20 protein-coding genes are annotated in these 22,347 nt (G+C 64.8%); 9 read left to right on the top strand and 11 right to left on the bottom strand.

All coding sequences use genetic code 11. The features are described from left to right. Nucleotides 1-30: 30 nt before the first annotated feature. The 4 genes from FA702_RS20430 to FA702_RS20415 all read left to right on the top strand — a co-directional run bounded on the left by FA702_RS20430 (nt 31) and on the right by FA702_RS20415 (nt 4,693). A complete protein-coding gene (locus FA702_RS20430) occupies nt 31-450 on the top strand; it encodes a group II truncated hemoglobin (protein WP_136957909.1) in 420 nt (139 codons plus the stop codon). A gap of 550 nt (nt 451-1,000) precedes the next feature. Continuing rightward, nucleotides 1,001-2,197, top strand: a complete 1,197-nt coding sequence (locus FA702_RS20425) for an AAA family ATPase (RefSeq protein WP_124811000.1) — start codon at nt 1,001-1,003, stop codon at nt 2,195-2,197. A 44-nt stretch (nt 2,198-2,241) separates the two neighbouring features. Next, nucleotides 2,242-3,336, top strand: a complete 1,095-nt coding sequence (locus FA702_RS20420) for a ParB/RepB/Spo0J family partition protein (protein ID WP_136957908.1) — start codon at nt 2,242-2,244, stop codon at nt 3,334-3,336. A gap of 106 nt (nt 3,337-3,442) precedes the next feature. Further along, the gene (locus tag FA702_RS20415) at nt 3,443-4,693 is read left to right on the top strand and encodes a replication initiator protein A (RefSeq protein WP_136957907.1); all 1,251 of its coding nucleotides are present in this window, start codon (nt 3,443-3,445) and stop codon (nt 4,691-4,693) included. An 819-nt stretch (nt 4,694-5,512) separates the two neighbouring features. On the opposite strand, the gene FA702_RS22915 is transcribed toward FA702_RS20415, so the two are convergent. The 5 genes from FA702_RS22915 to FA702_RS20390 form a co-directional block, all read right to left on the bottom strand. After that, nucleotides 5,513-5,782 (bottom strand): helix-turn-helix domain-containing protein, encoded by a 270-nt coding sequence (locus FA702_RS22915; protein WP_168196166.1) that lies wholly within the window; start codon nt 5,780-5,782, stop codon nt 5,513-5,515. 369 nt (nt 5,783-6,151) lie between these two features. After that, complete coding sequence (locus FA702_RS20405) at nt 6,152-6,979, bottom strand: shikimate dehydrogenase (RefSeq protein ID WP_136957905.1); 828 nt, start codon at nt 6,977-6,979, stop codon at nt 6,152-6,154. 58 nt (nt 6,980-7,037) lie between these two features. Then, nucleotides 7,038-9,995 (bottom strand): TonB-dependent receptor domain-containing protein, encoded by a 2,958-nt coding sequence (locus FA702_RS20400; protein ID WP_136957904.1) that lies wholly within the window; start codon nt 9,993-9,995, stop codon nt 7,038-7,040. A gap of 77 nt (nt 9,996-10,072) precedes the next feature. After that, a complete protein-coding gene (locus tag FA702_RS20395) occupies nt 10,073-11,305 on the bottom strand; it encodes an MFS transporter (RefSeq protein ID WP_136957903.1) in 1,233 nt (410 codons plus the stop codon). 74 nt (nt 11,306-11,379) lie between these two features. After that, nucleotides 11,380-12,123 carry a TetR/AcrR family transcriptional regulator gene (locus FA702_RS20390; protein WP_136957902.1) on the bottom strand — a complete coding sequence of 248 codons (744 nt, stop codon included), beginning with the start codon at nt 12,121-12,123 and terminating at the stop codon, nt 11,380-11,382. A 191-nt stretch (nt 12,124-12,314) separates the two neighbouring features. On the opposite strand from FA702_RS20390, the gene FA702_RS20385 reads away from it, so the two are divergent. Genes FA702_RS20385 through FA702_RS22910 form a run of 4 tightly spaced genes read left to right on the top strand, consistent with a single transcriptional unit; the run spans nt 12,315 to nt 16,983 of the window. Next, entirely contained in the window at nt 12,315-14,222 is a 1,908-nt protein-coding gene (locus FA702_RS20385) for a bifunctional sugar phosphate isomerase/epimerase/4-hydroxyphenylpyruvate dioxygenase family protein (RefSeq protein WP_136957901.1), read from the top strand. Between the two features lie 30 nt (nt 14,223-14,252). Further along, the gene (locus FA702_RS20380) at nt 14,253-15,260 is read left to right on the top strand and encodes an alpha/beta hydrolase (RefSeq protein WP_136957900.1); all 1,008 of its coding nucleotides are present in this window, start codon (nt 14,253-14,255) and stop codon (nt 15,258-15,260) included. Further along, nucleotides 15,257-16,825: a carboxylesterase/lipase family protein gene (locus FA702_RS20375; RefSeq protein WP_136957899.1), complete on the top strand. Its 1,569-nt coding sequence runs from the start codon at nt 15,257-15,259 to the stop codon at nt 16,823-16,825. Before FA702_RS20380 ends, FA702_RS20375 begins: the two co-directional genes overlap by 4 nt. 2 nt (nt 16,826-16,827) lie before the next feature. Next, entirely contained in the window at nt 16,828-16,983 is a 156-nt protein-coding gene (locus FA702_RS22910; protein WP_168196165.1) for a hypothetical protein, read from the top strand. A gap of 50 nt (nt 16,984-17,033) precedes the next feature. On the opposite strand, the gene FA702_RS20370 is transcribed toward FA702_RS22910, so the two are convergent. Both FA702_RS20370 and FA702_RS20365 read right to left on the bottom strand, forming a co-directional pair. Then, entirely contained in the window at nt 17,034-19,043 is a 2,010-nt protein-coding gene (locus FA702_RS20370) for a TonB-dependent siderophore receptor (RefSeq protein ID WP_136957898.1), read from the bottom strand. 221 nt (nt 19,044-19,264) lie between these two features. Next, complete coding sequence (locus tag FA702_RS20365) at nt 19,265-19,861, bottom strand: response regulator transcription factor (RefSeq protein WP_136957897.1); 597 nt, start codon at nt 19,859-19,861, stop codon at nt 19,265-19,267. Nucleotides 19,862-20,083: 222 nt separating this feature from the next. Here FA702_RS20365 and FA702_RS20360 point away from each other — a divergent pair, with 222 nt between their 5' ends. Beyond that, the gene (locus tag FA702_RS20360; RefSeq protein WP_136957896.1) at nt 20,084-20,326 is read left to right on the top strand and encodes a hypothetical protein; all 243 of its coding nucleotides are present in this window, start codon (nt 20,084-20,086) and stop codon (nt 20,324-20,326) included. On the opposite strand, the gene FA702_RS20355 is transcribed toward FA702_RS20360, so the two are convergent. From FA702_RS20355 to FA702_RS20340, 4 genes are all read right to left on the bottom strand, one after another. Next, the gene (locus FA702_RS20355; RefSeq protein ID WP_136957895.1) at nt 20,323-21,060 is read right to left on the bottom strand and encodes a PilZ domain-containing protein; all 738 of its coding nucleotides are present in this window, start codon (nt 21,058-21,060) and stop codon (nt 20,323-20,325) included. The two genes, FA702_RS20360 and FA702_RS20355, sit on opposite strands and share 4 nt — an antisense overlap. A 166-nt stretch (nt 21,061-21,226) precedes the next feature. Then, nucleotides 21,227-21,502 (bottom strand): hypothetical protein, encoded by a 276-nt coding sequence (locus FA702_RS20350; RefSeq protein ID WP_136957894.1) that lies wholly within the window; start codon nt 21,500-21,502, stop codon nt 21,227-21,229. Then, on the bottom strand, nt 21,499-21,945 hold the full coding sequence (locus tag FA702_RS20345) for a chemotaxis protein CheW (RefSeq protein ID WP_125953213.1): 447 nt from the start codon (nt 21,943-21,945) through the stop codon (nt 21,499-21,501). Before FA702_RS20345 ends, FA702_RS20350 begins: the two co-directional genes overlap by 4 nt. Before the next feature lie 19 nt (nt 21,946-21,964). Continuing rightward, nucleotides 21,965-22,336, bottom strand: a complete 372-nt coding sequence (locus FA702_RS20340) for a response regulator (protein ID WP_125953214.1) — start codon at nt 22,334-22,336, stop codon at nt 21,965-21,967. Nucleotides 22,337-22,347 lie beyond the last annotated feature (11 nt).

Here is a 22,347-nt window from a genome sequence, read left to right as displayed (position 1 = left end):
ATGCGCGGTCGCACACGGACAGGATACGGCATGACGGACAGCCCCGCGCCCGCAAGCGCGACACCCTACGAAACGCTGGGCGGCGAACCGTTCGTGCGCGCGCTTTGCGCCCGTTTCTATTCGCTGATGGATACGCTGCCGGAAGCCGCAGCCTGCCGGAACGTGCATCCGCCGTCGCTGGCCCGGGCGGAAGAAAAACTGTTCGAGTATCTTACGGGCTGGCTGGGCGGCCCGCCGCTCTACACGGACAAGTACGGCCACCCCCGCTTACGCCAGCGCCACTTCGTCGCGGCCATCGGACCGGACGAGATCGAGGGCTGGCTGCTGTGTTTCCATCGCGCATGGGACGAACTGGCGGAACCCTCGCCCGTGGCGGATGCCATCCTCGGCAAGATCGACGCGCTGGGTTGGCACATGCGCAACCAGGCGGGCGCGACGCCGGTGGCCTGATCCATCGTCCGGAATCCGAATCGGCGCGGCGACGCACGGCGCCCGAATCGATTCGGGCGTGGCCTTGGCGAACATTCCGTGACGACCCTCGCCTCGGTCACATCCTAGCAGGATTAACCGTTTTGCACGGAACGGACGGTTGGGATGGTGGTGCGCATATGTGCCCCGATAGTGCGGCCAAATGCAGCTTAACAACTGTTTTAATTTGATTTTTTACGAGCGCCTTCCGGCGTCGACCAGTCGTATAGTGCCCGAAAAAAGATATTGGTTTACAAAGAGTTAACAGAATTGCCCGGAAACCGCCCTTAGAGGCGCAAAACGCCCTGCGGGGTAGTCGTGCATAGGACGCTGAACCTTCGCGCTTCCACGGGCTCCTGAGCGCAAATTTGAACGCATCGGTTCCGCGGGGATGATCGGGCTGGGCGATCCGGAAGGGTCGAATGCGCCAAATCGGCCTTTCCTGAACCCACAATGCATCATCCGTTGCGTGTTGAAGCATTTTCGTGCATGTGTGTTGAACAAAGCTTCATATCCGCGCGCGGGGCAGTCCATGAATGAAATTGTAGCCCAGATCGGCGATCTTGCCGATGCCGGCGAAAAGATGATCGAGCGGCTGCGGCGCAAGGCCTTTCTGCCCGAAAGCCGCAAGGGGCTCAACTTGCGCTTCGGCATTGCCGAGGCGGCGCAGCTTCTAGGCTGCTCCACCAACCGCATCCGGATGGCGGAGGACGACGGACGCCTTCCCCCTCCCCCGGCGGGAGAGAACGGCCGTCGCGTGGGCTACACCATCGAAGAGCTGCTCAACATGCGCGAAGTGCTGGGCGCCGCGCCGCATCGCGCCCCGCTCGATGTCCCCGCCGTGATCGCGGTGCAAAACTTCAAGGGCGGCGTGGGCAAGTCCACGGTGACGACGCACCTTGCGCACTACTTCGCCGTCCAGGGCTACCGGGTGCTGGTTGTGGACTGCGACAGCCAGGCAACCACCACGACGCTGTTCGGCTTCAACCCGCACTTCAACATCACGCGCGAGGAAACGCTCTACCCGTACCTCTCGATCGATCCGACCCAGGCCGACCTGCTCTATGCCGTGAAGCGCACACCCTGGCCCAACGTGGACCTGATCCCGTCGAACCTCGAACTGTTCGATGTCGAATACGAGCTGGCCGCAGGCGGTGCGGACGGGCAGTCGGTCCTCGCCGCGCGCTTCCGCAAGCTGAAGGCGGGCCTGATGGACCTCGCGCGCGATTATGACGTGGTGATCCTCGATCCGCCGCCGGCGCTGGGCACCATCAGCCTGGCGGTGATGCAGGCGGCCAACGCCCTGCTTGTTCCGTTGGCCGCCACCACGCCGGACTTTTGTTCCACGGTGCAATTCCTGTCGATGATGGACCAGGTGATCGCGCAGCTCGTGTCCGCAGGCATCACCGTCGATTACAATTTCGTCCGCCTGATCTGCTCCAAGTTCGACAGCAACGACCCTAGCCACGCGATGATCCGCACGGTCATGGAACAGACGTTCGGTCCGGCCCTCCTTCCCGTTCCGATCCTCGAATCCGCCGAGATCAGCCACGCGGCGATGCGGATGATGACCGTGTACGAACTCGAAAAGCCGATCGGCACGCCGAAGACGCACAAGCGCAGCAAGGCCAATCTCGACGAAGCGCTGGGTCAGATCGAACAGCTGGTCCGGCAAGGCTGGGGCCGCGTGGCCCCTGCGCGCGAGGAGGATGTTCTCAATGCCGCATGATGCCCCTTCCCCCCATGGCCTGACGCCATCCAGCGAGAAAATCCATGGCGCGTAAGCAAAGCGACTATCTTGCCGCGCTGCTCGCGGACGATGAACCGATTGAAAAATCGTCGAAAGATGACCTGATCCAAGCGGAATCGCAGACGCCGGCCGCCCCGCCTGCCCCAGTCGAGACCCCACGCGCCGAACGGCTGCGCGGAACCACGCTGCTGGGGCGCGAAAGCGCTCTTGCCCGCGTCGCCAGCGGCGAGGTCCGGCAGGTTACGCAACTGTTGCTCAATCCCGAACGGGTGCGGATCTGGCCGGGGAACGCCCGCTCCTATGAGCATTTGACCGAGGAATCCTGCCGCGAACTGATCGATTCGATCGTGGCGGAAGGCGGCCAGAAGGTGCCTGCCGTGGTCAGGCGCGTCGAAGGCGACCCGGAGCACGATTACGAAGTGATCGCCGGTACGCGGCGGCACTGGTCGATCGCCTGGCTGCGCCGTCATTCCTACCCGGACATGATGTTCGTCGCGCAGGTTGCCCAGCTTGACGACGAGGCGGCCTTTCGCCTTGCCGACCTGGAGAACCGGGCGCGCAAGGACGTGTCGGATCTCGAACGCGCGCGCAACTACGCCCAGGCGCTCAAGGATCATTACGGCAACCACCAGACGCGCATGGCCGAGCGCCTCAGGCTGTCCAAGGGCTGGCTTTCGAAGATGCTCAAAGTCGCCGCCCTGCCCGACGACGTGGTCGCCGCGTTCGCCTCCCCGGCCGACGTGCAATTGAAGCCGGCCTACCCGCTTGCGCAGGCGCTGGACGATCGCGGCGCGGCGCAAGCCATTCACCGCGAAGCTCGGGCGCTCGCCCGGCTTCAGGACGCCCGGCGCAAGGCGGGCGACGCCACGCTTCCCGCCGCGGAAGTGCTTCAGCGGTTGCTCGCGGCGCCGATCGGCGACAAACGCCCTGCCGGCCCGCTTGCGGAATGGGTCAACCCCCGCACGCAGCGCGCGGCGGTTTCGGTTCTGTCGTCCAACCGGCAAGGCGCGACGGTGCGCCTGCACGCGGGTTCGGGATCGAACACCGAAGATCTGCTGAACGGCATCCGCGATGTGCTGGAGAGACTGGCGGCGGACGGCAAGGGCGTACAGGCTTGAGGACGTGCGATCGTTTCCTGCCCGTCCACGCATGGCCCCTGCCCCGTCCTGACCGCAGGAACGCGCGCCGAACAGCTGCCCGGGTTTCCCCGGGGAAACTTTTACCGTGAGCCGGGCACGCAAGGCTGGCGACACGGACCAGTTTGACCTGTTTCTTCCCTATATCGCCGACCTCCCCTTGCGCGATCAGCGCGAGATGATGGAGCGGCCGTTCTTCAGTCTCGCCAAGTCGAAACGCCTCAAGCCGATCGATTACACCTCGCCCGACGGGAAGCTGTGGGTGCATGTCTCGGCGAATCCGGATTACGGCATGGCGACGATCTGGGATGCGGACATCCTGATCTATTGCGCCAGCGTGCTTGCCGACATGGCCCGGCGTGGCGTGAACGACGTGCCGCGCAAGCTGCACATCATGCCCTACGACTTGCTGCGCGCGATCGACCGGCCCACCACGGGACGCGCCTACGAGCTGCTGGGCCAGGCGCTAGACCGGCTTGTCGCCACAACGATCAAGACCAACATCCGCGCCGAAAACCGGCGTGAAGCCACGTTCTCGTGGCTGGATGGCTGGACCCAGCTTGTCGACGAGAAGACCGAACGGTCGCGCGGCATGACCCTGGAGCTATCCAACTGGTTCTGGGAAGGCGTGATGATGAAGGGCGGCGTCCTCTCGATTGATCGCGCCTACTTCAAGCTGACCGGTGGCCGCGAGCGCTGGCTTTACAAGGTCGCGCGCAAGCACGCAGGCGGCGCCGGCGATGACGGGTTTGCCATTTCCATGCCGGTGCTGTTCGAGAAAAGCGGCGCCGAAGGCGAATACCGCCGCTTCAAGTTCGAGATCGTCAAGCTGGCGGAAAAGAACGCCCTGCCCGGCTACACGCTGGCCATCGAGCCCGGCAAGAACGGCGAGCCGCTGCTGCGGGCCACGCGCACCGACGGCAAGGATGGAGGCAGCCGCCCGCCATCCCAACGGGCAACCGCGACGGTTTCCCCGGGGAAACTTCCCTCCCCTGCTCCGCTTTCGCCGCCCGCGTCTTCCGCCGTTCGGGCTGCCCCGGCACCGATAGACCAAGCCCCCGCCGCTCCGACCGACGACGTCGACATGACGGTCGAAGCCGGCGCGCTCGTCCGAACTGCCCTCGCCGGTTTGACCAGCGCCTCGACCCGCGGCTTCGTCACGGGCGAAACCGCGGAGTATCTGCGCGAGACCTGCCCAGGCTGGGACCTCTATGCCCTGCATGCGGAGTTCGAACGCTGGGTCGATGCAGACCCTGAACGCACGCCCGCCAATTGGCAGCGCGCTTTCATCGGCTGGGTCAAACGCCATCACGCCAAGAACCGGAACAGCCTGCGCTGAGTTCCGAGCCGCGCGCAGCACCGCGACGGCCTGTCCGATCAGTCCCCGCACTCTCCCTCCCGGAAAGGGCAACGCGGGAAGGGGAGGGGAGATGTTCCTTCATCTCGTCGGCCCGGACCTTTTGTCGCCGCTCGCGATGAAATCCCACACACCGCTGTGTCGATACGATGCCCCGTTCTTTCTCTGTGAAGCGCTGCAATATGCCAGCGCTCTTGCCGTCGTCCGTTCCTGAAGTGTCGGGCCGGCGATCACAGGCGGCACGTTCCGTAACGAGCGCCCAAGGCATCTGCGCGATTTTGAACCTCGTTCCGGGCTCATTCGCTGGATTTGATTCAAACCCGCGTGCCAAAAATCGAGCGGCAGGCCATCATCGACCTATCAGGAACACCGGATCGGCAGATTTCGATCCTTCGGGAACGCCAGGACGATCCTTCGGGAACGCAAGATCGATCCTTCGGGAACAGATTAGCGGCACATCGGGAACGCGATCATCGTGCGACTCGCGCTGAATCAACGAGTCGGAAGGGCGTTTTTCCCTTTAACTCCTCTAAAGGCATTTAACCGTATCTAACGCCTAAGGAAATTTCATGCTGAAAATGGATACTGGAGAATGCGCGTCCCATAAGCGAAACCGGAACACCAACCGTTTCGGCCTCCTAACGCACGGCCTGCCACTTCGCATATCTTGTAGCGATTCCGCGACATCGAGCCCGATGGAGACGGTGAGGGGAAGGGGGGGAGGGAGGACAGCCCGGACAAACCGTAACCAACGCCTCGGCTCCTTTCACACAGGCCTCGCCAGCCCGGTGACGCCCGACGTCAACGAGAAGTCCGCGCGGTGCTGGAAGGAGCGACCTCGCCAGCCCGATTCTCTTCCAGATGGCGAAGCAACCGCAGCAGGCGAGGGCCGGCAACATAGCCGCCGCCTTCGCTCCGCGCGAGATAGCCCTCCGCCGCCAGCGTCACGACCTGGCGATGCGCCGTCGCCGGCGGAATGGCGAGATCACGCGCGATCTCCGTGATTGGCCGGTCCGCACCCCCCAACAACACGGCGTCGAGCGTTGCCAGTGTTCGCCTGAGCGAGCTCATCTGTGGCGTTCCATTTCTCACAATGTAAGATTGTAACGTTTGTTGCAAGAATGTCAAGAGGGAAGGGGTGGAGCGGTGTCCTAGGGAGAAGAATGCCGGGACGGCCTGGCGTAGGAAGGTGGCGTCAGCGCCAGCGTGAGCCCCATACAGCGGTGTGCCGGCACGTGCCGGGGATCGGCCGAGTAAAAGGCCTGTGCGCGCTTGTGGGGCCATCGGACGGGCCTTCACGGATGGAGCGCTCCTGGTGACGTCAGGAAGCTGACAGTGCCGGCGGCGGTTTTCTCGGTCGCGCGGCATCACGTGCCGCCAAACAGGCGACAATGGGTTATCCTTGGCCCGTCCGGCCCATGGCGAGCCGCCACAGGCAGGTCAGGTCAGGCTGTGCTGCATCCGCGCGGTATCGGGCCGGTGGCCCGTGATAATCTCCAGCGCCAGCGCGGCCTGACCCACGACCATGCCGATACCGTTGATGGCGCGGCATCCCTTGCTTCGTGCGACCCGAAGCAGCTCGGTTTCCGGCGGGAAGTAAATGATATCGGCGACCCAGTGACGCGGGGCGAGGGCATCTAGAGGGATCGGCGTGCCCGGACGTGCCGCCATGCCGATCGGCGTGGCGTTGACGATGCCGTCCACGCTGGCGGTATCCAGATCGGCGAGCGCGGTGGCGAAAACCTGTGCGGAGGGAAACCGTTGCGTCAGTTCCTGTGCCAGCAAGGTGGCGCGGGCGCTATCGACATCGACCAGTTCGAGCCGTTTCACCCCCAGCGAGAGCAGCGCGTTGGCCACAGCCGCGCCCGCGCCACCGGCGCCGAGCTGCATCACATGGTCCAGCCGCGCGTCGGGGAGGCCGGCCAGCAGGCTGTCGCGAAAGCCGGGCATGTCGGTGTTGTGCCCGATGAGTCGGCCGTCGCGCACCGCCACGGTATTGACCGCGCCGACCATCGCCGCGCTTTCGGAAAGTTCGTCGAGCAGCGGGATGATCGCCTGCTTGAACGGATAGGTCACGTTGAACCCCGCAAAGCCTTCGTCGCGCAGGCGCGCCACGATCGCGGGAAGATCGGCATCGTCCAGGCCCCGTTCGGTAAAATCGAACAGTTCGTAAGTCAGGTCCAGCCCGAGCGCCTTGGCCTCCTGCTCATGAAGCCAGGGAGAGCGGGAGGCCATGATGGCGCGGCCCAGAAGCCCGGAACGGATCATTGTTGCCTTTCGCAAAAAGGCCCGGCGCCGCGAGGGAGCGGCGCCGGGAGAGGGTGGATCAGAAACTGACTTTCGCGCCTATGTAGAAGGAACGCCCGATCGCGTCATAGAGCGCGACGTCCGTGCCGTTCTGCGAACTGGCGACATAGGGCAAGCCCTTGTCGAACAGGTTGTTCACGCCGCCGCGCAACTCGAAGTTCTTGCCGACCTTCACGGTGCCGAACAGATCCCACAGGTTGTACGCGCCCACGCCCACCTGCGCGGCCGACGGCGTCAGGACGGAGGTGGTGTCGGCCATGCTGCTCTGGAAGCGCCAGCGCAGGCCCATGCCGACCCGGTCGGAACGATAGCCGAACGTGGTCAGCGCCTTCCATTCGGGCGTGGCGCGCGGGGGCACCGAGCTGGGGCCGGCAGCGCCGTTGCTGATGCCGGTATAGTTCAGGAACGGCCCGCCGGGCAGCAGTTGCACCTTGTAGCTGTGCAGCCAGCCCACCGCCGAATTGATGTAGAGCTTGCCGGTCTGGCCCAGGAACGGCGCGGGGACGCCCCAGTTCGCCTGCACTTCCACACCGTCGGTCTTGAGCGAGCCCAGATTGAGATAGGGCGTGGCGACGTTGACGATCTGGCCGGTCGAATCCCGCTGGATCAGCTGGCAGTAGAGGTTGTTGACCGAATAGCCGGGATTGGAGCCATCGAGGTTGTAGCACTTCGACAGCACGGTCAGGCCCGGCACGGTCGAGATCACGTTCTTGATGCTGATGTTGTAGTAGTCGACCGACAGCGAGAAGTCCGCGAGCGGGCCGCTCTGCGCGGGCGAAGTGAACACGAAGCCCACGTTGAAGGTGTTGGCGCGCTCGGGCGTCAGCTTGGTGTTGCCGGAAACCAGCTGTCCGGTCGCGGTGGTGGGGAAGGTGTAACTGGAAATCGCGGCCTGCGGCACGCCCTGCGCGACGCAGAGGTTGGCGACACTGGTCCCGTTCGCGCCGGTGCGGGCGGTGGAGCGGTAGTCGCAGGGATCGCCCAGTGCGCCCGGCGGCGTACCGATCACCAGCTGGCTGCCCTGCTGCGGGGAGAACAGTTCGCCGATGTTGGGCGCGCGCACGGCGCGCTGGAAGCTGCCGCGGAACAGAACCGCATCGACCGGGCGCCAGCGGGCGTCGGCCTCGAAGCTGGTGACTGACCCGGTGACCGAGTAATCGGACACGCGCACCGCGCCACCGATGCCGAATTCCTTGAAGAACGGCTTGTCGGCAAGCAGGGGCACGTCGATCTGCGCCGCGAATTCCTTCACGGAAATGCGGCCCGATGCGGGCAGCGAAGCGATCACGGCCTCGATGTTCTGGGTCCGCAGGTCGCTGTCGGGCACGAACGAATAGGTGTTCTTGCGGTAGTCGGCGACAAGGGCGATCTGCGCGGGGCCGGCGCCAAGGTCGAACAGCTTGCCGTTGACCTGCGCCTGCACCTGCGTCTGCCCCAGCTTTTCGCGGCTGAACGCATCCTTGGTGATATAGGCGGCGCAGGCGGGCGACAGCGAACGGGCGTTGGCATCGCCGAACGGGTTGAAGCCGCCGGCGCACAGCGAATTGCCGCCATCGGCCGCGTTGAGCAAGGTCTGGACCCGGCTCTTGAGCACGGCGTTGTGCAGCGTCTGCTGGTGGACCGACTGGTCATAGGACGCGAACACGTCAAAGCTCCAGCCCGGCGCGATATCGCCTTTCAGGCCGGCCAGGTATTGCTGGACCTGGTAGTCTTCGTCCCAGGACTTGTAGGGCACGCCGACATAGCGTCCGTTCCAGGTGAACGGCGCGGTGGCGTTGGGGCGCGAGGCAAGGATCGTGCGCAGATCGTTCGGAATGAACGGATTGGTGACCGGAACCGTGGTGAGCGTGCCGAATTGCGTAAGGCTGCCGCCGCTGGCGGTGTGGACGTTGAGATCGACGAACAGGAACTGGCCATAGGCGGTCAGCGACGGGGTCAGGTCATAGTCCGCTTTGACGAAAGCGGTCTTGCGCTGCAGGCCGTTCTGGAAATCGATCTGCTGGCCCACCGGCATGCGCACGTTGCCGCCGACCAGAAGATAGCCCATGCCGTTGGTCGGGCCTTGGTAGTTGGCGCCGCCGGTCTGGAAGAACAGGGTGCGGTTGTTGTTGAAGCCCATATTCTGGAGCTGGTAGTTCGCCGGCAATCCGCTGGTCACGCCATATCCGGCGAATACCGACTGCACGACAGCCGCGTTGGGCGCGTTGGTGGCGCTGGGCACGAACGTGCCGGTGCCGATGAACGAGGACGGCGTCTTGTCGTAGAAGAACGACCGGCTGCTGCCGTTGACCGGGTCCTGCTTGGTGTAGCTGAATGCGGCGATGACATGCCCGCGATCCTGCGCGAACGAGGAGCCGAAAGCGACCGAGCCGTTGAACTTGTGGGCATCGCCCCGTTCGCTGATCGAGTTCTGGACGTCCATCTTCACGCCGTCGAAGGCGCGGATCGTCTTGAAGTTGACCACGCCCGACATCGCGTCGGACCCATAGACCGCCGAAGCGCCGCCGGTAATGACGTCCACGCCGCCGATGATCGATTCCGGGACGATGTTGGTATCGACGGTGCCGTTGATGTCGGACAGCGGCAGGCGCTTGCCGTCCAGCAACACGAGATTGCGGTTCGCACCGAGGCCGTGCAGGTTGACGGAGGCGCGGCCGCCGGTGCCCTGGCCGCCGGTGCTGGAATTGCCGGCCGTGGTAAAGCTGGGGAACTGGTTCAACGCATCCTGCAGGTTGACGTTGCCGCTTTCCTTGATCGCCTGTTCGCCCACCGACACGATCGGGCTGACTGCGGTGTTGTTGGGCCGCTGGATCAGCGAGCCGGTGACGATGATTTCCTTGGTCGATGGATCGTTGCCGTCCGCGCTCTGCTGATCGGCGGACTGGGGCGCCTCCTGGGCCTGAACGGGGCAGGCGAGCGCCACGGCCACCGACAGGACGGACGCGGACAAGACAAGACGGGTGCCTTTCAAACGCATGGTCAATCCTCCCTGGGCAGGCTTGGATTCGCCTGCCTTCGTATTTTCATTTATGTTACGAACTAGTTCCTGTCAAATTATTCAGAAACATTCCGGGAGAGACGATCGACGGTCGCGGAGGCCAGCGCGCAGAGCAGGAGCGGGATGCAGTAGCTGACGAATAGCAGCGGCAGACTGGCCTTGGCGGCCATCAGATAGCCGCCCATCATCGGGCCGATGACGGCGCCGGCGCGGCCGATGCCGATCGCCCAGCCCACGCCCGTCGCGCGCATTCTCGCGGGATAGACCGAGGCGGCCAGCGGCCAGACGCCGTTGTATCCACCCTGCAGCAGCACGCCGATGAGGAAGGCCACGCCCAGCGTTTCGGCGACCGGCATCGTCACGGAGCCGAACAGCAGCATCGCGCCGGCCGCGCCGACCAGCATGGCCGGGACCAGCCTGCCGAGCGGCACCCGCACGGCCAGCAGGCTCATTGCGGTCGTGCCGACGAAGGCGCCGAAATTGTAGAGCGCGCCGGCATAGATTCCGTTGGTTTCGGAAAGGCCGGCCTGGATCGACAGCTTGGTGATCCAGCTGACGATGAAATAGAGCACCATCAGCCCGAAGAACACTGCACTCCACAGGGCGATCGTGCGCTTGCGGAAGGCCGGCGCGAACAGCGTGCCCACGCGGCCCGCTTCCCCGGAGGCCTTTCCGTCCGCGCCGGCAGGGCCACGTGGCAGAATCAGGGCGGCGGCGGGAAACAGGATCACGGTGATCGCGCCCGCGACGATAAGCAGCGCGTGCCAGCCCGTGACCGGCAGCAGCCGCGCCACGATCAGCCCGGTGAACACCGCTGCAAAGGGGTAACCGGCCTGCACGATGCCCACGGCAAGGTTGCGCTGCACTGCGGGCGCGCTTTCCGCGGCGAGGGCCGCCATCGCCGCCAGCACGGTGCCGATGCCCATGCCGACGATCAGGCGCATCGCGAACAGCATGGGAACGCCCGTGGCGAAACCGCTGGCGACCATCCCTGTCGACATCAGCGCCAGCGCGGCCAGGATGATGCGGCGGCGGCCCAAGCGATCGGCCAGCGGCGCGATGCCCATGCCGCCGATCGCCATGCCGATCAGCCCGGCGCTGAACAGGTTGCCCATCGTGTCCGATCCGATGCCCCAGTCGGACTGGAGCCGGGGCGCGATGAACGACAGGATCGTCACGTCGACGCCATCGGCCATATTGATGGCAAAGCACAGCGCCACCACGGCAAGGCCCGAGCGCGTCCACTGCGCCGGCCCCGGACCAGCGCCTTCATTGATGGGGGCAGCCATATCCTCTCTCTCCCACATTCGTACCGGGTGAAAGAGGACGGGACGCGGGCGCTGCGCGGAGCGCGTCGCCCGGTTCAGTCCTTGTGCGTCACCCAGGCGATGATGATGTCCGCAACCTGCGTGGCCCTGCGCGCCACGGCTTCGGGACTGGTCATGTCCACGCCGAAGTTGTGCGCGAAGGTGAACTGGTTGGAGACGTTGTAGAAACTCAGCGCGGTCATGTTCATGTGCAGTTCGACCGGGTCGATGCCCGGGCGGAAGCTGCCTTCCGCTTCGCCGCGGGCGATGATCCGTGCCAGGATGTCGATCACGCTGTGGTTGCCCTGCGGAAGCCCTTCGATCTGCCGCAGGTGCTCGGCGCGGTGGATGTTCTCGTTCATCACCAGCCGCACCAGTTCCTGATGTTGCGAATGGTAATGCACATCGTGCTCGATCAGCCGGCGCAGGGCCTCGACCGCCGTGCCCTGCTCGATATCGACGTTGCTTTCGCTGGCGCGCACCCGGCGATAGGCGCGTTCCAGCACGGCGCGATACAGCTCGTCCTTGCCTTCGAAATAGTAGTAGATCTTGCGCTTGGTGGATTTGCCGGCGATCTCGTCGATGCGCGCCCCGGCCAGCCCTTTTTCGACGAATTCCTGCGTGGCGATATCGACGATCTGGTTGATCGCCTGCTCTCGTGTTTCCGCGCGCGAGCGGCGGGCGGGCTTTTCCGGCTGGGCGGCGGTCTCGACGTCGGACAAGGGGCACTCCTCGGCAAGGGCGCGGACGATCGTGCCTCCGCCCACGGCGGAAGCGGTTCCGATCCCGCCCGTTGCCATCCTTTGCCGCACCCGTCCCCCGTTGCACAAGCCCGCATGCCTGTTGGCTGCGGACATATGAAGCCTTGTGCATTAATGTAACGAACTAGTCCCTAACATTTCTGCTTTTGTCAAGGACGGCTCCGTGATACCGCTCTGCCGATCAGCCGGATGATGCTGACGTCCGGGACGGGATTTGCGGGCAGGACGCCATGAAAACTGCACTTTCGAAAAACGCGCCTTTCCGGACCTCGATCGCGACCGTCTCGATCAGCGGGACGCTGGATGCCAAGCTGCAGGCGATCGCCGGCGCGGGGTACGACGGCGCCGAGATCTTCGAGAACGATCTGCTTTCAACGCATCTTTCCGCGCGGGACATCGCCGCGATGATGCGCGATCTGGGGCTGGCCTGCACGATGTTCCAGCCGTTCCGCGATCTCGACGGACTGCCGCCGCCGCAGCGCGCGCGCGCGTTCGACCGGCTGGAGCGCAAGTTCGACGTGATGCAGGAACTGGAGACCGACCTGCTTCTGGTCTGCTCCAGTTGCTCCCCTCTGGCGGACGGCGATCGCGAACGGACGATCGCCGATCTCACCGAAGCGGCCGAGCGCGCGGTGCGGCGTGGGTTACGCCTGGGGTACGAGGCGCTGGCGTGGGGCCGCCATGTCAACGATCACCGCGAGGCGTGGGGCATCGTGCGCGATGCCGATCATCCCGCCCTGGGGTTGGTGCTCGATTCCTTCCATTCGCTTTCGCGCCGGATTCCGTCGAGCAGTATCGGCGATATCCGCCCCGACAAGCTGTTCATCGTGCAGGTGGCGGACGCGCCGATGCTGGACATGGATTACCTTAGCTGGAGCCGCCATTTCCGATCGATGCCGGGGCAGGGGGATTTCCCGCTCGACGACTGGGCGGCGGCGATTCGCCGGATCGGGTACGAAGGCTACTGGAGCCTCGAAATCTTCAACGACCGCTTTCGCGCCGGATCGGCGAGCGGCGTGGCGCTGGATGGCTATCGTTCGCTGCGCCTGCTGGAAGGGGGCATTGCCAAGCCGTCGGCGGCCGCGCCCGACCTGCCGCCGCGCGCGGGGACATCGGGCGTCGAGTTCATCGAGTTCGCGGCGAGCCACGAGGAAGCCGAAACGCTGTCCGCCATGCTCCGCCCGCTGGGCTTCCGGCCGACCGCGCGGCATCGCAGCAAGGACGTGACGCGCTGGACGCAAGGACCGGTCAACATTGTGGTCAATTGCGAGCCGGAAGGTCTCGCCCACAGTTTCGACGTGGTTCACGGTGCCTCGGTCTGCGCGATCGGGCTTGCGGTGCAGGACGTGCCGGCCGCGCTCGCGCGCGCGGATTTCCTGCGCGTGCCCCGGTTCGAGCAGGCGATCGCGCCCGACGAATGGCCGATCCCCAGCGTGCGCGGCGTGGGGGGCAGCCTGATCTACTTCGTCGACGCCGCCACGCGCGATGCGATGTGGGCGCACGAATTCCCCCATCCGCTGGAAGCGCCCGACGACCGACAACATCTCGCGCGCGTCGACCACATCGCGCAGACCATGCAGTATGAGGAATTCCTGAGCTGGCTGCTGTTCTATGTCGCGCTGCTCGACTTTTCGAAGACGCCCCAACTTGAAATCGCCGACCCGATGGGCTTGATCCAGAGCCAGGCGGTTGAGAGCGCGGACCGTTCAGTCCGCTTCACGCTCAACGGCTCGCTCGCCAGCCAGTCACTGTCCTCGCGCTTCATCCAGAACTACTTCGGCGCGGGCGTGCAGCACATCGCCTTCGGCACCGACGACGTCTTCGCGGTGGCGGAAGCGGCGTTGGCCGCCGGGCTGCCCCGGCTCGAAATCCCGCGCAATTACTACGACGATCTCGAAGCGCGCTGGGATCTCGATCCAGCGCTGATCGAGCGCATGGCCGCGCTCGACATCCTCTATGATCGCGCGCCGGACGAGAGGGGGGCCGAGACCGAGTATTTCCAGTTCTACAGCCGCGCCTTTGCGCGCCGCGTGTTTTTCGAAGTGGTCGAGCGGCGGGGATACGCCGGATACGGCGCGGTCAACGCGCCGATCCGCCTGGCCGCGCAGGCCCGCTACAAACCCGAATTTCTCGACTGATCCTGAAGACCGATAACAAGGGAGAAAGTGATGGCTGCAAAGGCCTTGTTGGGCGCGATCGCGCTGATCGCCGCCATGCCTGCCGCAATGCCCGCCGCGCAGGCGGCGGAGCGGACGTTTCCCACCGCCGCGCAGCCGGTGCTGGCGGACCGGTTTCCGCAAGTGCCGGTGGCGTTTCCGGGCGGCGTGAAAGCCTATCGGGACGTCACCTACCAGCAGTTGACGGGCTACCGGCCGCAGATCGTCGACATCTACGTGCCGGCAACGCCGGGGCCGCATCCGCTGGTGCTTTACATCCACGGCGGCGGCTGGGTGGCCGGGCACACGCGGCATTCCGGCGCGTTTTCGGACTGGCCGAAAGTGCTGGCGGCGCTGGCGGCGGAAGGCTTTACCGTGGCCAGCCTCGAATACCGCCTGGCGGGTGAAGCCAAGTTTCCCGCGCAGTTGCAGGATGCCAACGCGGCGCTGCGCTTCCTGAAGGCCCATGCGGCGGAATACCGCATCGATCCCGCGCGCGTCGGCATCTGGGGCGGTTCGGCGGGCGGTCATCTGACCGCGCTGACCGCGCTCGCCTGCGGCAATACCAAGCTCGATCCCGCCGCGGCCAACGATACTTGCGCCCGCGCCGCGGTCACCTGGTACGGCGTCTATGATTTCGCGGGAATGACGGCCGCGCCCGACGGCAATTCGGCCGGCGCGAGGCTGCTGGGCTGCGACGGACCTTGCAGCGAGGACAAGTTGCGCGCGGTCAGCCCGGTGACCTACATCGACGCCAAGGCTCCTCCGTTCCTGCTGATCCACGGCGAGGAGGACAAGACCGTGCCCGTCGCGCAATCGCGCGAGGGCGAGGCGAAACTGAAGGCGGCTGGCGTTCCCGTGCAGGCGATCTACATCCCCGGCGTAGATCACAGCTTCATCGGCAAGACGCCGGAAGAAACGCGCCGGGCTTCGTTGCAGGCGATCAACGCCACGTTCGATTTCTTCCACGCGAAGCTGGGCGTGCCCCAGCAAGCGGGGCAGCAGGCGGGCGGGAAGTGATACGCCGGCTGCTGGCGGCGCTGCTGCTGGCCGGGGCCAGCCCGGCGCTGGCAGATCCGGTCGCCGTCGACGGGGGCCTGATCGAGGGCACCACGCTGCCCTCGGGCGTTTCGGCCTGGCTGGGCGTGCCTTTCGCCGCGCCGCCGCTGCGCGATCTGCGTTGGAAGCCGCCGCAGCCCGTCGTGCCCTGGCAAGGCGTCTATCATGCCGACCGTTTCGCGCCGGAATGCCTCCAGCCGCTGCGCGGTTCGCTGCAAAACCACTATTTCGGCAACGAGGCGACAAGCGAGGACTGCCTCTATCTCAACGTCTGGGCGCCCAAGGAAGCCCGCAAGGCGCCGGTGGTGGTGTGGATCTTCGGCGGCGGGTTCAACATCGGTTCGGCCGCCATGGCGAACTATTCGGGCGAACCGCTGGCAAAAGACGGCGTGGTGCGCGTGAACGTGTCCTATCGTGTAGGCGCGCTGGGCTTCCTGGCCCATCCCGGACTGACGGCGGAATCCGGCTACAAGGGATCGGGCAACTACGGGTTGATGGACCAGATCGCCGCGCTGCAATGGGTCCGGCGCAATATCGCGCGGTTCGGCGGCGATCCCGACAACGTCACGATCGCCGGCCAGTCGGCCGGGGCGATGTCGGTTGCGCTGCTGCAGATGAGCCCGCTGGCCAAAGGGCTGTTCGCGCGCGCGGTGGCGATGAGCGGCAGCCCATTTGGCGGGATGCTTGGCCCGGCGCCACTGGACGCGGCGGAGAAGCAGGGCCTTGCGCTCCAGAAGGAACTGGGCGCGGCGTCGCTCGCGGACATGCGGACCCTGCCGGGGGATCGCATTGCGGCGGCCGCCACGCCGCGTTCGGCCATCGTGCTCGACGGGCATGTCGTGACGGGCACGGCGGAAGAGGTCTTTGCCGGTCGCCGCCAGAACGATGTGCCGGTGCTGATCGGCTACACGCGCGACGAAAGTTTCCGTCCGTTCGGACCGATCCAAAGCCGCGCGGAACTCGAAGCCGCCGTGCGCGATCGTTTCCCGGCGCAGGCCGAGGCGATACTCAAGGCCTATGCCGATCCCGATCCGGCGCGCGCGGCGGCCGACATCGCGCGCGATGCCACCGTGGGCCGCCAGATGGCCGATTGGGCCACGGCGCAACACCGCTATGGCAAGCAGCCAGCCTATGCCTATCTGTTTACCCGCCGCCAGCCCTATGCCAGCGGCATCGCCTTCAGCGATCACGATCCCGCGACCGTCGGCGCCTACCACACCGGCGATGTGCCGTACTGGCTGCGCACCCGCGATTCGCTCAACCTGTTCCGGGTGACGCGGGCGTGGGAGCCGGTGGACAAGGTGTTGGAAGACGAGATGGCCGGCGCCTTGCTGGCCTTCGCGCGCACGGGCGTGCCGACGAGCGCGGGAGTAGGGACATGGCCGGCCTTCGATCCGGCGAAGCCACGTCTCGTCTGGCTCGGCGCTCGTTCGCGCGTGGTGCCATGGCCGCACTATGCCGACCTGGCGATGCTGTCGGGCGCGGCGACGGAGGCGCGGCCCGCCGGCCCCCGTCCGCGCGATTGACCATGCTTGCGCTGCGCCTGCTGCCGTTGCTGCTGGCACTGGCCGCGCCCGCCGCGCGGGGGCAGGGGCGCGAGCTGTGGCTGGGTTCGTTCCAGTCGGCGCGGATCGGCATCGTCCCCATGCCCGAACCAGCCGATACGCCCGCAAGCAGGCCTTAGCCGGAGGTGAAGCGCGGGCCGGTCCGGCTTGGACCGGCCCGCGCCTCGCGTCAGAACGTGGCGATCCGGGCGACGAGGCGGACGGACCGGCCGGGCATGACCACCAGGTCCTTGTTGAAGGCCGTGGCGTAGCGCTGGACGTCGTTGGTCAGGTTCTGGCCGACGATCGAGAACTCGACGCCGGGATGCGCCTTGAATGGCCGCGCGGTGAGATGCGCGCTCAGGGCGTTGTAGCCGTCCGTCGGGGTGTCGAACACACCATAGTCGTTCTGGCGCCCGTAATGGATCAGCAGCATTCCGGCATCGAACCGGGGGCTGGTCCAGTCGAACCCGCCGCCGATCCGATACGGCGCGATGCGCGGCACATTGTTGCCGTCATCCAGCGTGGCGCGGGTATAGTCGCCCAGCATGCGCGCCGTCAGCACGCCCTTGCCGCTTTTGAGCAGGTCATAGGTCGCTTCTGCCTCGATTCCCCTGAAATGCGCGCCCTGCTGGCGATAGAAGACTTCGCGCAGGTCGTTGCCGTCGCCGACCACGCAGGTGCCGTCGTCGTCGCAGGTGCGCCCGGTGAGATCGCCGTAGATGTAGTTGCGGAACCATGTGCTGTAGAGGCTTCCGTCCAGATGAAACGGCCCCTTGTTGACGCGCAGGCTGAGTTCCAGCGCGTTCGCGCGTTCGATCCGGAGGTTGGGATCGCCGGTTTCGTAAGTCTGCGGACCGTCATGCCCGCCGCGCGCGAACAGTTCGGTCAGCGCCGGGGCGCGACCGGTGCTGGAGAACGTGGCCCCCAGCTTCACGCCGTCGGTGGCGGTGAACAGCACGCCCAGCGCGCCGCTGACCGGGGTATAGGTGCGCGCGGTGAACTGGTCGGTGTTCGGCGTGCCGGTGATGTGGACATTTTCCACGCGGCCGCTGGCTTCCAGATGCAGGCGTTTTGCGAGTTCGACCTCGGTGAACAGATAGCCGGCAAAATTTTCCGACGTGGCGGGGGACAGGTAGGAGCTGTCGTCTCCGATCGCCGAGAAGTTGCGGTGCTGGTATTCGAAACCCAGCGCCGTGTTGCTGATCGGCCCCAGGCGGTTGAGCAGCAGTTCGCTGCGCAGGTTGTATTCCTTGTTCTTGAACGTGGTGTTCACCGAACCGTCGGGGTTCTTCTCCTGGTGCTGGTAATTGCCATAGCTGCCGTCGATGTTGAGCGACTTGAACAGGCCGGCGCCCAGATCGAACACGTCGCGCGTGATCACCTTGGTCTGGCGCATGTCGATATAAGTCGTGTCGCTGGGGATGCCGTACTGCGCATCGTAGTGCGTCACCGCGAGGCCGACGTGGCTGCCGCCGTCCTTGAGGAAATAGGAGCCGCCGACCGATCCGCCCCAGCCGTGGAAGAACGAGTTGGCCTGCTGGCCCAGCGGCGTGTCGTAATCGTCGGTGTGCCGGTAGTACCCATCGGCATGGAGCGCGAGGTTACCGGACTTGGCATCGACCAGCCCCGCCACTTCCGCCGCGTTGTTGACGCTGCCATAGCTGCCGGTCAGTTCGGCGTTGAGCGGATCGGCGGGAAGGCTCATCGGCACGCGGTTGTTCAGCGTGTTGATGACGCCGCCGATCGCCTGGCTGCCATAGCGCAGCGTGGCCGCGCCGCGCACCACTTCGATACTGCGCGCGGAGAGCGGATCGATCGGCGTGCCGTGGTCCGGGCCGATGTCCGAAACGTCGGAGATGCTGGTGCCGTCTTCCAGCAGGCGCACGCGGTTGGAGTCCATGCCCCGGATGATCGGACGCGAAGCGCCAGACGCGAAGCCGGAGGCGGAAACGCCGGGGACGGTCTGCAACGCATCGGCGATGCTGGCGCCGCCGGCCTGGCGGATCTGGTCCGCATCCACCCTGGCCGGGATCGAAGGTGTCTCGTCCTGCGTGTGGCGGAAGGGTGTTGCCGTTACGATGATCGCGGGATCAGTGGTTCCGCTCGCCGGCGCGGAAGCGTCATCGGCGAGGGCGGGGGAGGTCCCCAGCAGCACGGACAGCAGCGAGCCGCCGGCGAGGAGGAACGGGTAGCGCATGACAGCGTCCTTTCAAACAAAACGCATTCTCACTGTCATGAATCGCAAACGTGGGTCCGGGCGGGGCCATATCCGTATCGCTCGAATGTTACAAGATAACATATCAATAAGGCGGCGAATGCTCGAGCGCGCTTTGATTTCTGTCGCTGGACGAGGTTGGATCCGAGATCGGGGCGTGGCGGACGGACTTCAACGCGTCCCGATCTCGCGCCCCAGGAGGGTCAAGCGCGGGCGCCAGGAGTGACACCGCCTTCCACGGCAATGCGCACCATCTCCGATGCCCGTCCTGCACCGAACTTCTTCATGATCTTGCCGCGACAGGCCTCGATCGTGCGCGCGCTGACCCCGAGCCGCTGTGCGATCTCGCGGCTCGATTGCCCCTCGACAACGCCCTGGACAATGCATTTTTCCCGTTCGGACAACAAACCCACCTTGTATTGCGCTATGGAATCACCGGCGTGATTCCAGTTCACGCGGGCGATCGCATCCTCCACCGCGCCGGTGAATTCGGCGTCCGTGAAAGGCCAGACAAGATAGGATTTTGCGCCGTTCAGCGCCGCCGTAATGATGCGCTGCGCATCCATGTCGCGACAATAGGCAACGATCGGCAGGCGTTGCCCCTTGATCGCTATCTTCAGCGCGGCATCGGCGATCATGTCGTTGCGATCATGGACCAGGAACACTGCGTCATCATGGGCCATCCGCACCGCTTCATCCACGGAATCAAAAGGTTCGGCATGAAATCCGCGTGAGAACAGATGGCTGCACATCTGCGCGCGGCACCCCTCCCTGTCGTCCACAACATAGATTTTCTGCATTATGACAGTAATCCTACGAACCCCCAACGTGCCTGAAAATATCGTCCATTTCGGCGAAAGCTTTGATCGTTATCAAGAATAACATCCGATATGGAATGTTTATTCGGTAAATTATTTCTTCAGAATCAACGTCCGGTGCGATTCGTTTCGCCTCGTCATTGATCCAGATCAACGTAAGCGCGATCGTTTGAGCTATGATCTTCCGTACACAGGATAAGGGTATTGCCCTTGTGGATAAAATTACGCGTATTCAAAGCTTTACGGGTCAACGGCGAAATAGCGGAGGTTGTTGAAACCAGGGCATCCGATCCTGCGCGGCAAGGCGCAGACCAGCAGACATGCCTTTTTCTGAGCGACGGCACGGAAGTGTTGCGCGACGATGCGGGCGGTCTTATTCTTTCAACCACCGGCGAAAGGTTGACGATTCTGGACGAGGGTGATCCGACACGCGGCCAGTCCAACTAGTTCGCATGCCTGCGGCCTTGCGTGAACATCGGCCCGGAGGCGTGGGGATCACGGCGATTTGCGGTATGGCAACTGCGCTGATTGGGGCAGGCCCGGCAAAGTTCCACCGTATTCACCAGCCAGCAATCGAGCTTGCTTAGCTGAATCCGTTCGTAGAACTGGAAGCCCAGACGCCCGTTCACCTGCCAGCGGACTTCCGCCGGGCGTTGCAGGAAGTTCTTGATGGACACCATGATCTGCGTGCCATGTGGGAAAGTACGCGGCGTCTTCAGCGTGACGCCGCCACCGCCCGGCGTGATATCGATCAGACTGGCTTCCACTTCCAGCGCCGCGGTCGAAAGCAGCACGCGCGAGCACCGCTGGATGCGCGGGGTGGATCGGCGCGCATCCTTCGGTGTCGTTGCGGACAGGACGTTTTCCACGTCGATGCAGTAATCGAACTGCACGCCAGCCGTCCCGGGCCGCACCCAGCGCACCGTGGCGTCCACCGAAAGGCTGCCGCCGAATTCCAGCACAACCCGATCGTCCACGCGCAGCGCCTGCTGCGTCCGGATCTGGGCACCGGACGAGGATACGTCCCGCACAAGGCACATGTCATCGGCATCGCCACCAATGAGCCTTGCGACCAGCAGCACCGAATGGGACCGTTGCGATGCCCTTCGCCCCAGCGGCCCGTCGGTCATCGTCCCGGGCTGCAACTCGGCGGGTTTCAGAAAGTCGATTGCGGTCGGCATGGAACACCTCTCCGGTTCATCACGCGGCCAGGATACCCCAAGCAAGAAATGAATTCGTAATCGCACCTTGCGGTTAAATGAAATGGAAAAACGTTGAAATATTAATCATAGATGAGGTTGATTTGTCTTATAAAATCCCTGTCTATTTTTGAGATCGTTATGAAAATCACTGGTTAATTGCAGGCCCTTCGAAACGACTCGCCAACATATCGATATCGATCATGAAGCGGGTGTCTCCGGGGCTGACCGCATCGCCCAGCAGGCCGGACAGAGCGCGCAACTGCTGGCCGATCAGATCGATCGCCTGCAGTTCGCGCAGGTGGTTGGCGATGACGTTCGCGTCGGCGCACAAGCGTGTTCCCAGCGCTTCTACATCCTCGCTCAGCTCCAGCAGCACGTCCGCCGCGACGCGGACATGCGCATGTCCCGATGCTCCGTTCATGCCGCACACCCCAGCTCTTCCGGCGCATCCTCGAGGATGGCCTCAAGGTTGAGCACCATCACCATCCGGTCGCCAACCGTCGCAAGCCCTTCGAGAAATGGCACGATCGCCTCCAGCGATACGGCTGGCGGTGGCTGCATCGCATCGGACGGCACGGTCACGATGTCGCTCACCGAATCCACGATCAGCCCGCGCGCCTGGCCGCGCACCTGCGTGACGATGATCGCGTGGCGCGGGGAGGCGTCGGTAACCTGCCAACCGAGGCGCGCGCTCAGATCGATTACCGGCAGCACGCTTCCGCGCAGGTTCACCACGCCCGCGACATAGTCCGGCACGCGCGGCAGCCGGGCGGCCGGCGTCCAGGCGCGAATTTCGCGGATCGCCATGATGTCTATGCCGAAGATCTGCCCGGCCACTTCGAAAGTAATCAGTTCGCGATGCATGGCTCGCTCCTTCTGTCGATCAATGTGCAACACGCCGCACGGCCGCCACCAGCTTTTCGGCGTCGAACGGCTTGACGATCCATCCGGTGGCGCCGGCGTCACGGGCGCGCGCCTTCTTCTGGTCCGAACTTTCGGTGGTCAGCACCAGGATCGGCCGATCGCGATGCCGGCTGCCCGCGCGCAGGCGCTCGATCAGCCCGAAGCCGTCAAGGCGCGGCATGTTGATGTCGGTAATGACGACGTCGGCCTCGTTGGCGGCCAGCCATTCGAGCGCGGCCTGGCCGTCTTCGGCCTGAACGACGCTGAAGCCGTGGCTGCTCAGCGCGTGGTTCAGCAACGCGCGCATGCTGGCGCTGTCATCTACAGTCAGAACGCGGGTCTGTTTGTTCATGGGCGGGACTC

It is taken from the genome of Novosphingobium sp. EMRT-2 (genome assembly GCF_005145025.1).
Lineage (GTDB): Bacteria > Pseudomonadota > Alphaproteobacteria > Sphingomonadales > Sphingomonadaceae > Novosphingobium.
This window is presented reverse-complemented; position numbering and strand designations above follow the sequence as displayed.

Excerpts from the sequence above, each read along its gene's own strand:
- FA702_RS20395 (WP_136957903.1), bottom strand. The coding sequence starts at position 11,305 with ATGGCTGCCCCCATCAATGAAGGCGCTGGTCCGGGGCCGGCGCAGTGG.
- FA702_RS20340 (WP_125953214.1), bottom strand. The coding sequence starts at position 22,336 with ATGAACAAACAGACCCGCGTTCTGACTGTAGATGACAGCGCCAGCATG.
- FA702_RS20425 (WP_124811000.1), top strand. The coding sequence starts at position 1,001 with ATGAATGAAATTGTAGCCCAGATCGGCGATCTTGCCGATGCCGGCGAA.
- FA702_RS22915 (WP_168196166.1), bottom strand. The coding sequence starts at position 5,782 with ATGAGCTCGCTCAGGCGAACACTGGCAACGCTCGACGCCGTGTTGTTG.
- FA702_RS22910 (WP_168196165.1), top strand. The coding sequence starts at position 16,828 with ATGCTTGCGCTGCGCCTGCTGCCGTTGCTGCTGGCACTGGCCGCGCCC.
- FA702_RS20380 (WP_136957900.1), top strand. The coding sequence starts at position 14,253 with ATGGCTGCAAAGGCCTTGTTGGGCGCGATCGCGCTGATCGCCGCCATG.
- FA702_RS20350 (WP_136957894.1), bottom strand. The coding sequence starts at position 21,502 with ATGAACGGAGCATCGGGACATGCGCATGTCCGCGTCGCGGCGGACGTG.
- FA702_RS20345 (WP_125953213.1), bottom strand. The coding sequence starts at position 21,945 with ATGCATCGCGAACTGATTACTTTCGAAGTGGCCGGGCAGATCTTCGGC.
- FA702_RS20385 (WP_136957901.1), top strand. The coding sequence starts at position 12,315 with ATGAAAACTGCACTTTCGAAAAACGCGCCTTTCCGGACCTCGATCGCG.
- FA702_RS20405 (WP_136957905.1), bottom strand. The coding sequence starts at position 6,979 with ATGATCCGTTCCGGGCTTCTGGGCCGCGCCATCATGGCCTCCCGCTCT.
- FA702_RS20370 (WP_136957898.1), bottom strand. The coding sequence starts at position 19,043 with ATGCGCTACCCGTTCCTCCTCGCCGGCGGCTCGCTGCTGTCCGTGCTG.
- FA702_RS20390 (WP_136957902.1), bottom strand. The coding sequence starts at position 12,123 with ATGGCAACGGGCGGGATCGGAACCGCTTCCGCCGTGGGCGGAGGCACG.
- FA702_RS20400 (WP_136957904.1), bottom strand. The coding sequence starts at position 9,995 with ATGCGTTTGAAAGGCACCCGTCTTGTCTTGTCCGCGTCCGTCCTGTCG.
- FA702_RS20430 (WP_136957909.1), top strand. The coding sequence starts at position 31 with ATGACGGACAGCCCCGCGCCCGCAAGCGCGACACCCTACGAAACGCTG.
- FA702_RS20420 (WP_136957908.1), top strand. The coding sequence starts at position 2,242 with ATGGCGCGTAAGCAAAGCGACTATCTTGCCGCGCTGCTCGCGGACGAT.
- FA702_RS20355 (WP_136957895.1), bottom strand. The coding sequence starts at position 21,060 with ATGCCGACCGCAATCGACTTTCTGAAACCCGCCGAGTTGCAGCCCGGG.
- FA702_RS20365 (WP_136957897.1), bottom strand. The coding sequence starts at position 19,861 with ATGCAGAAAATCTATGTTGTGGACGACAGGGAGGGGTGCCGCGCGCAG.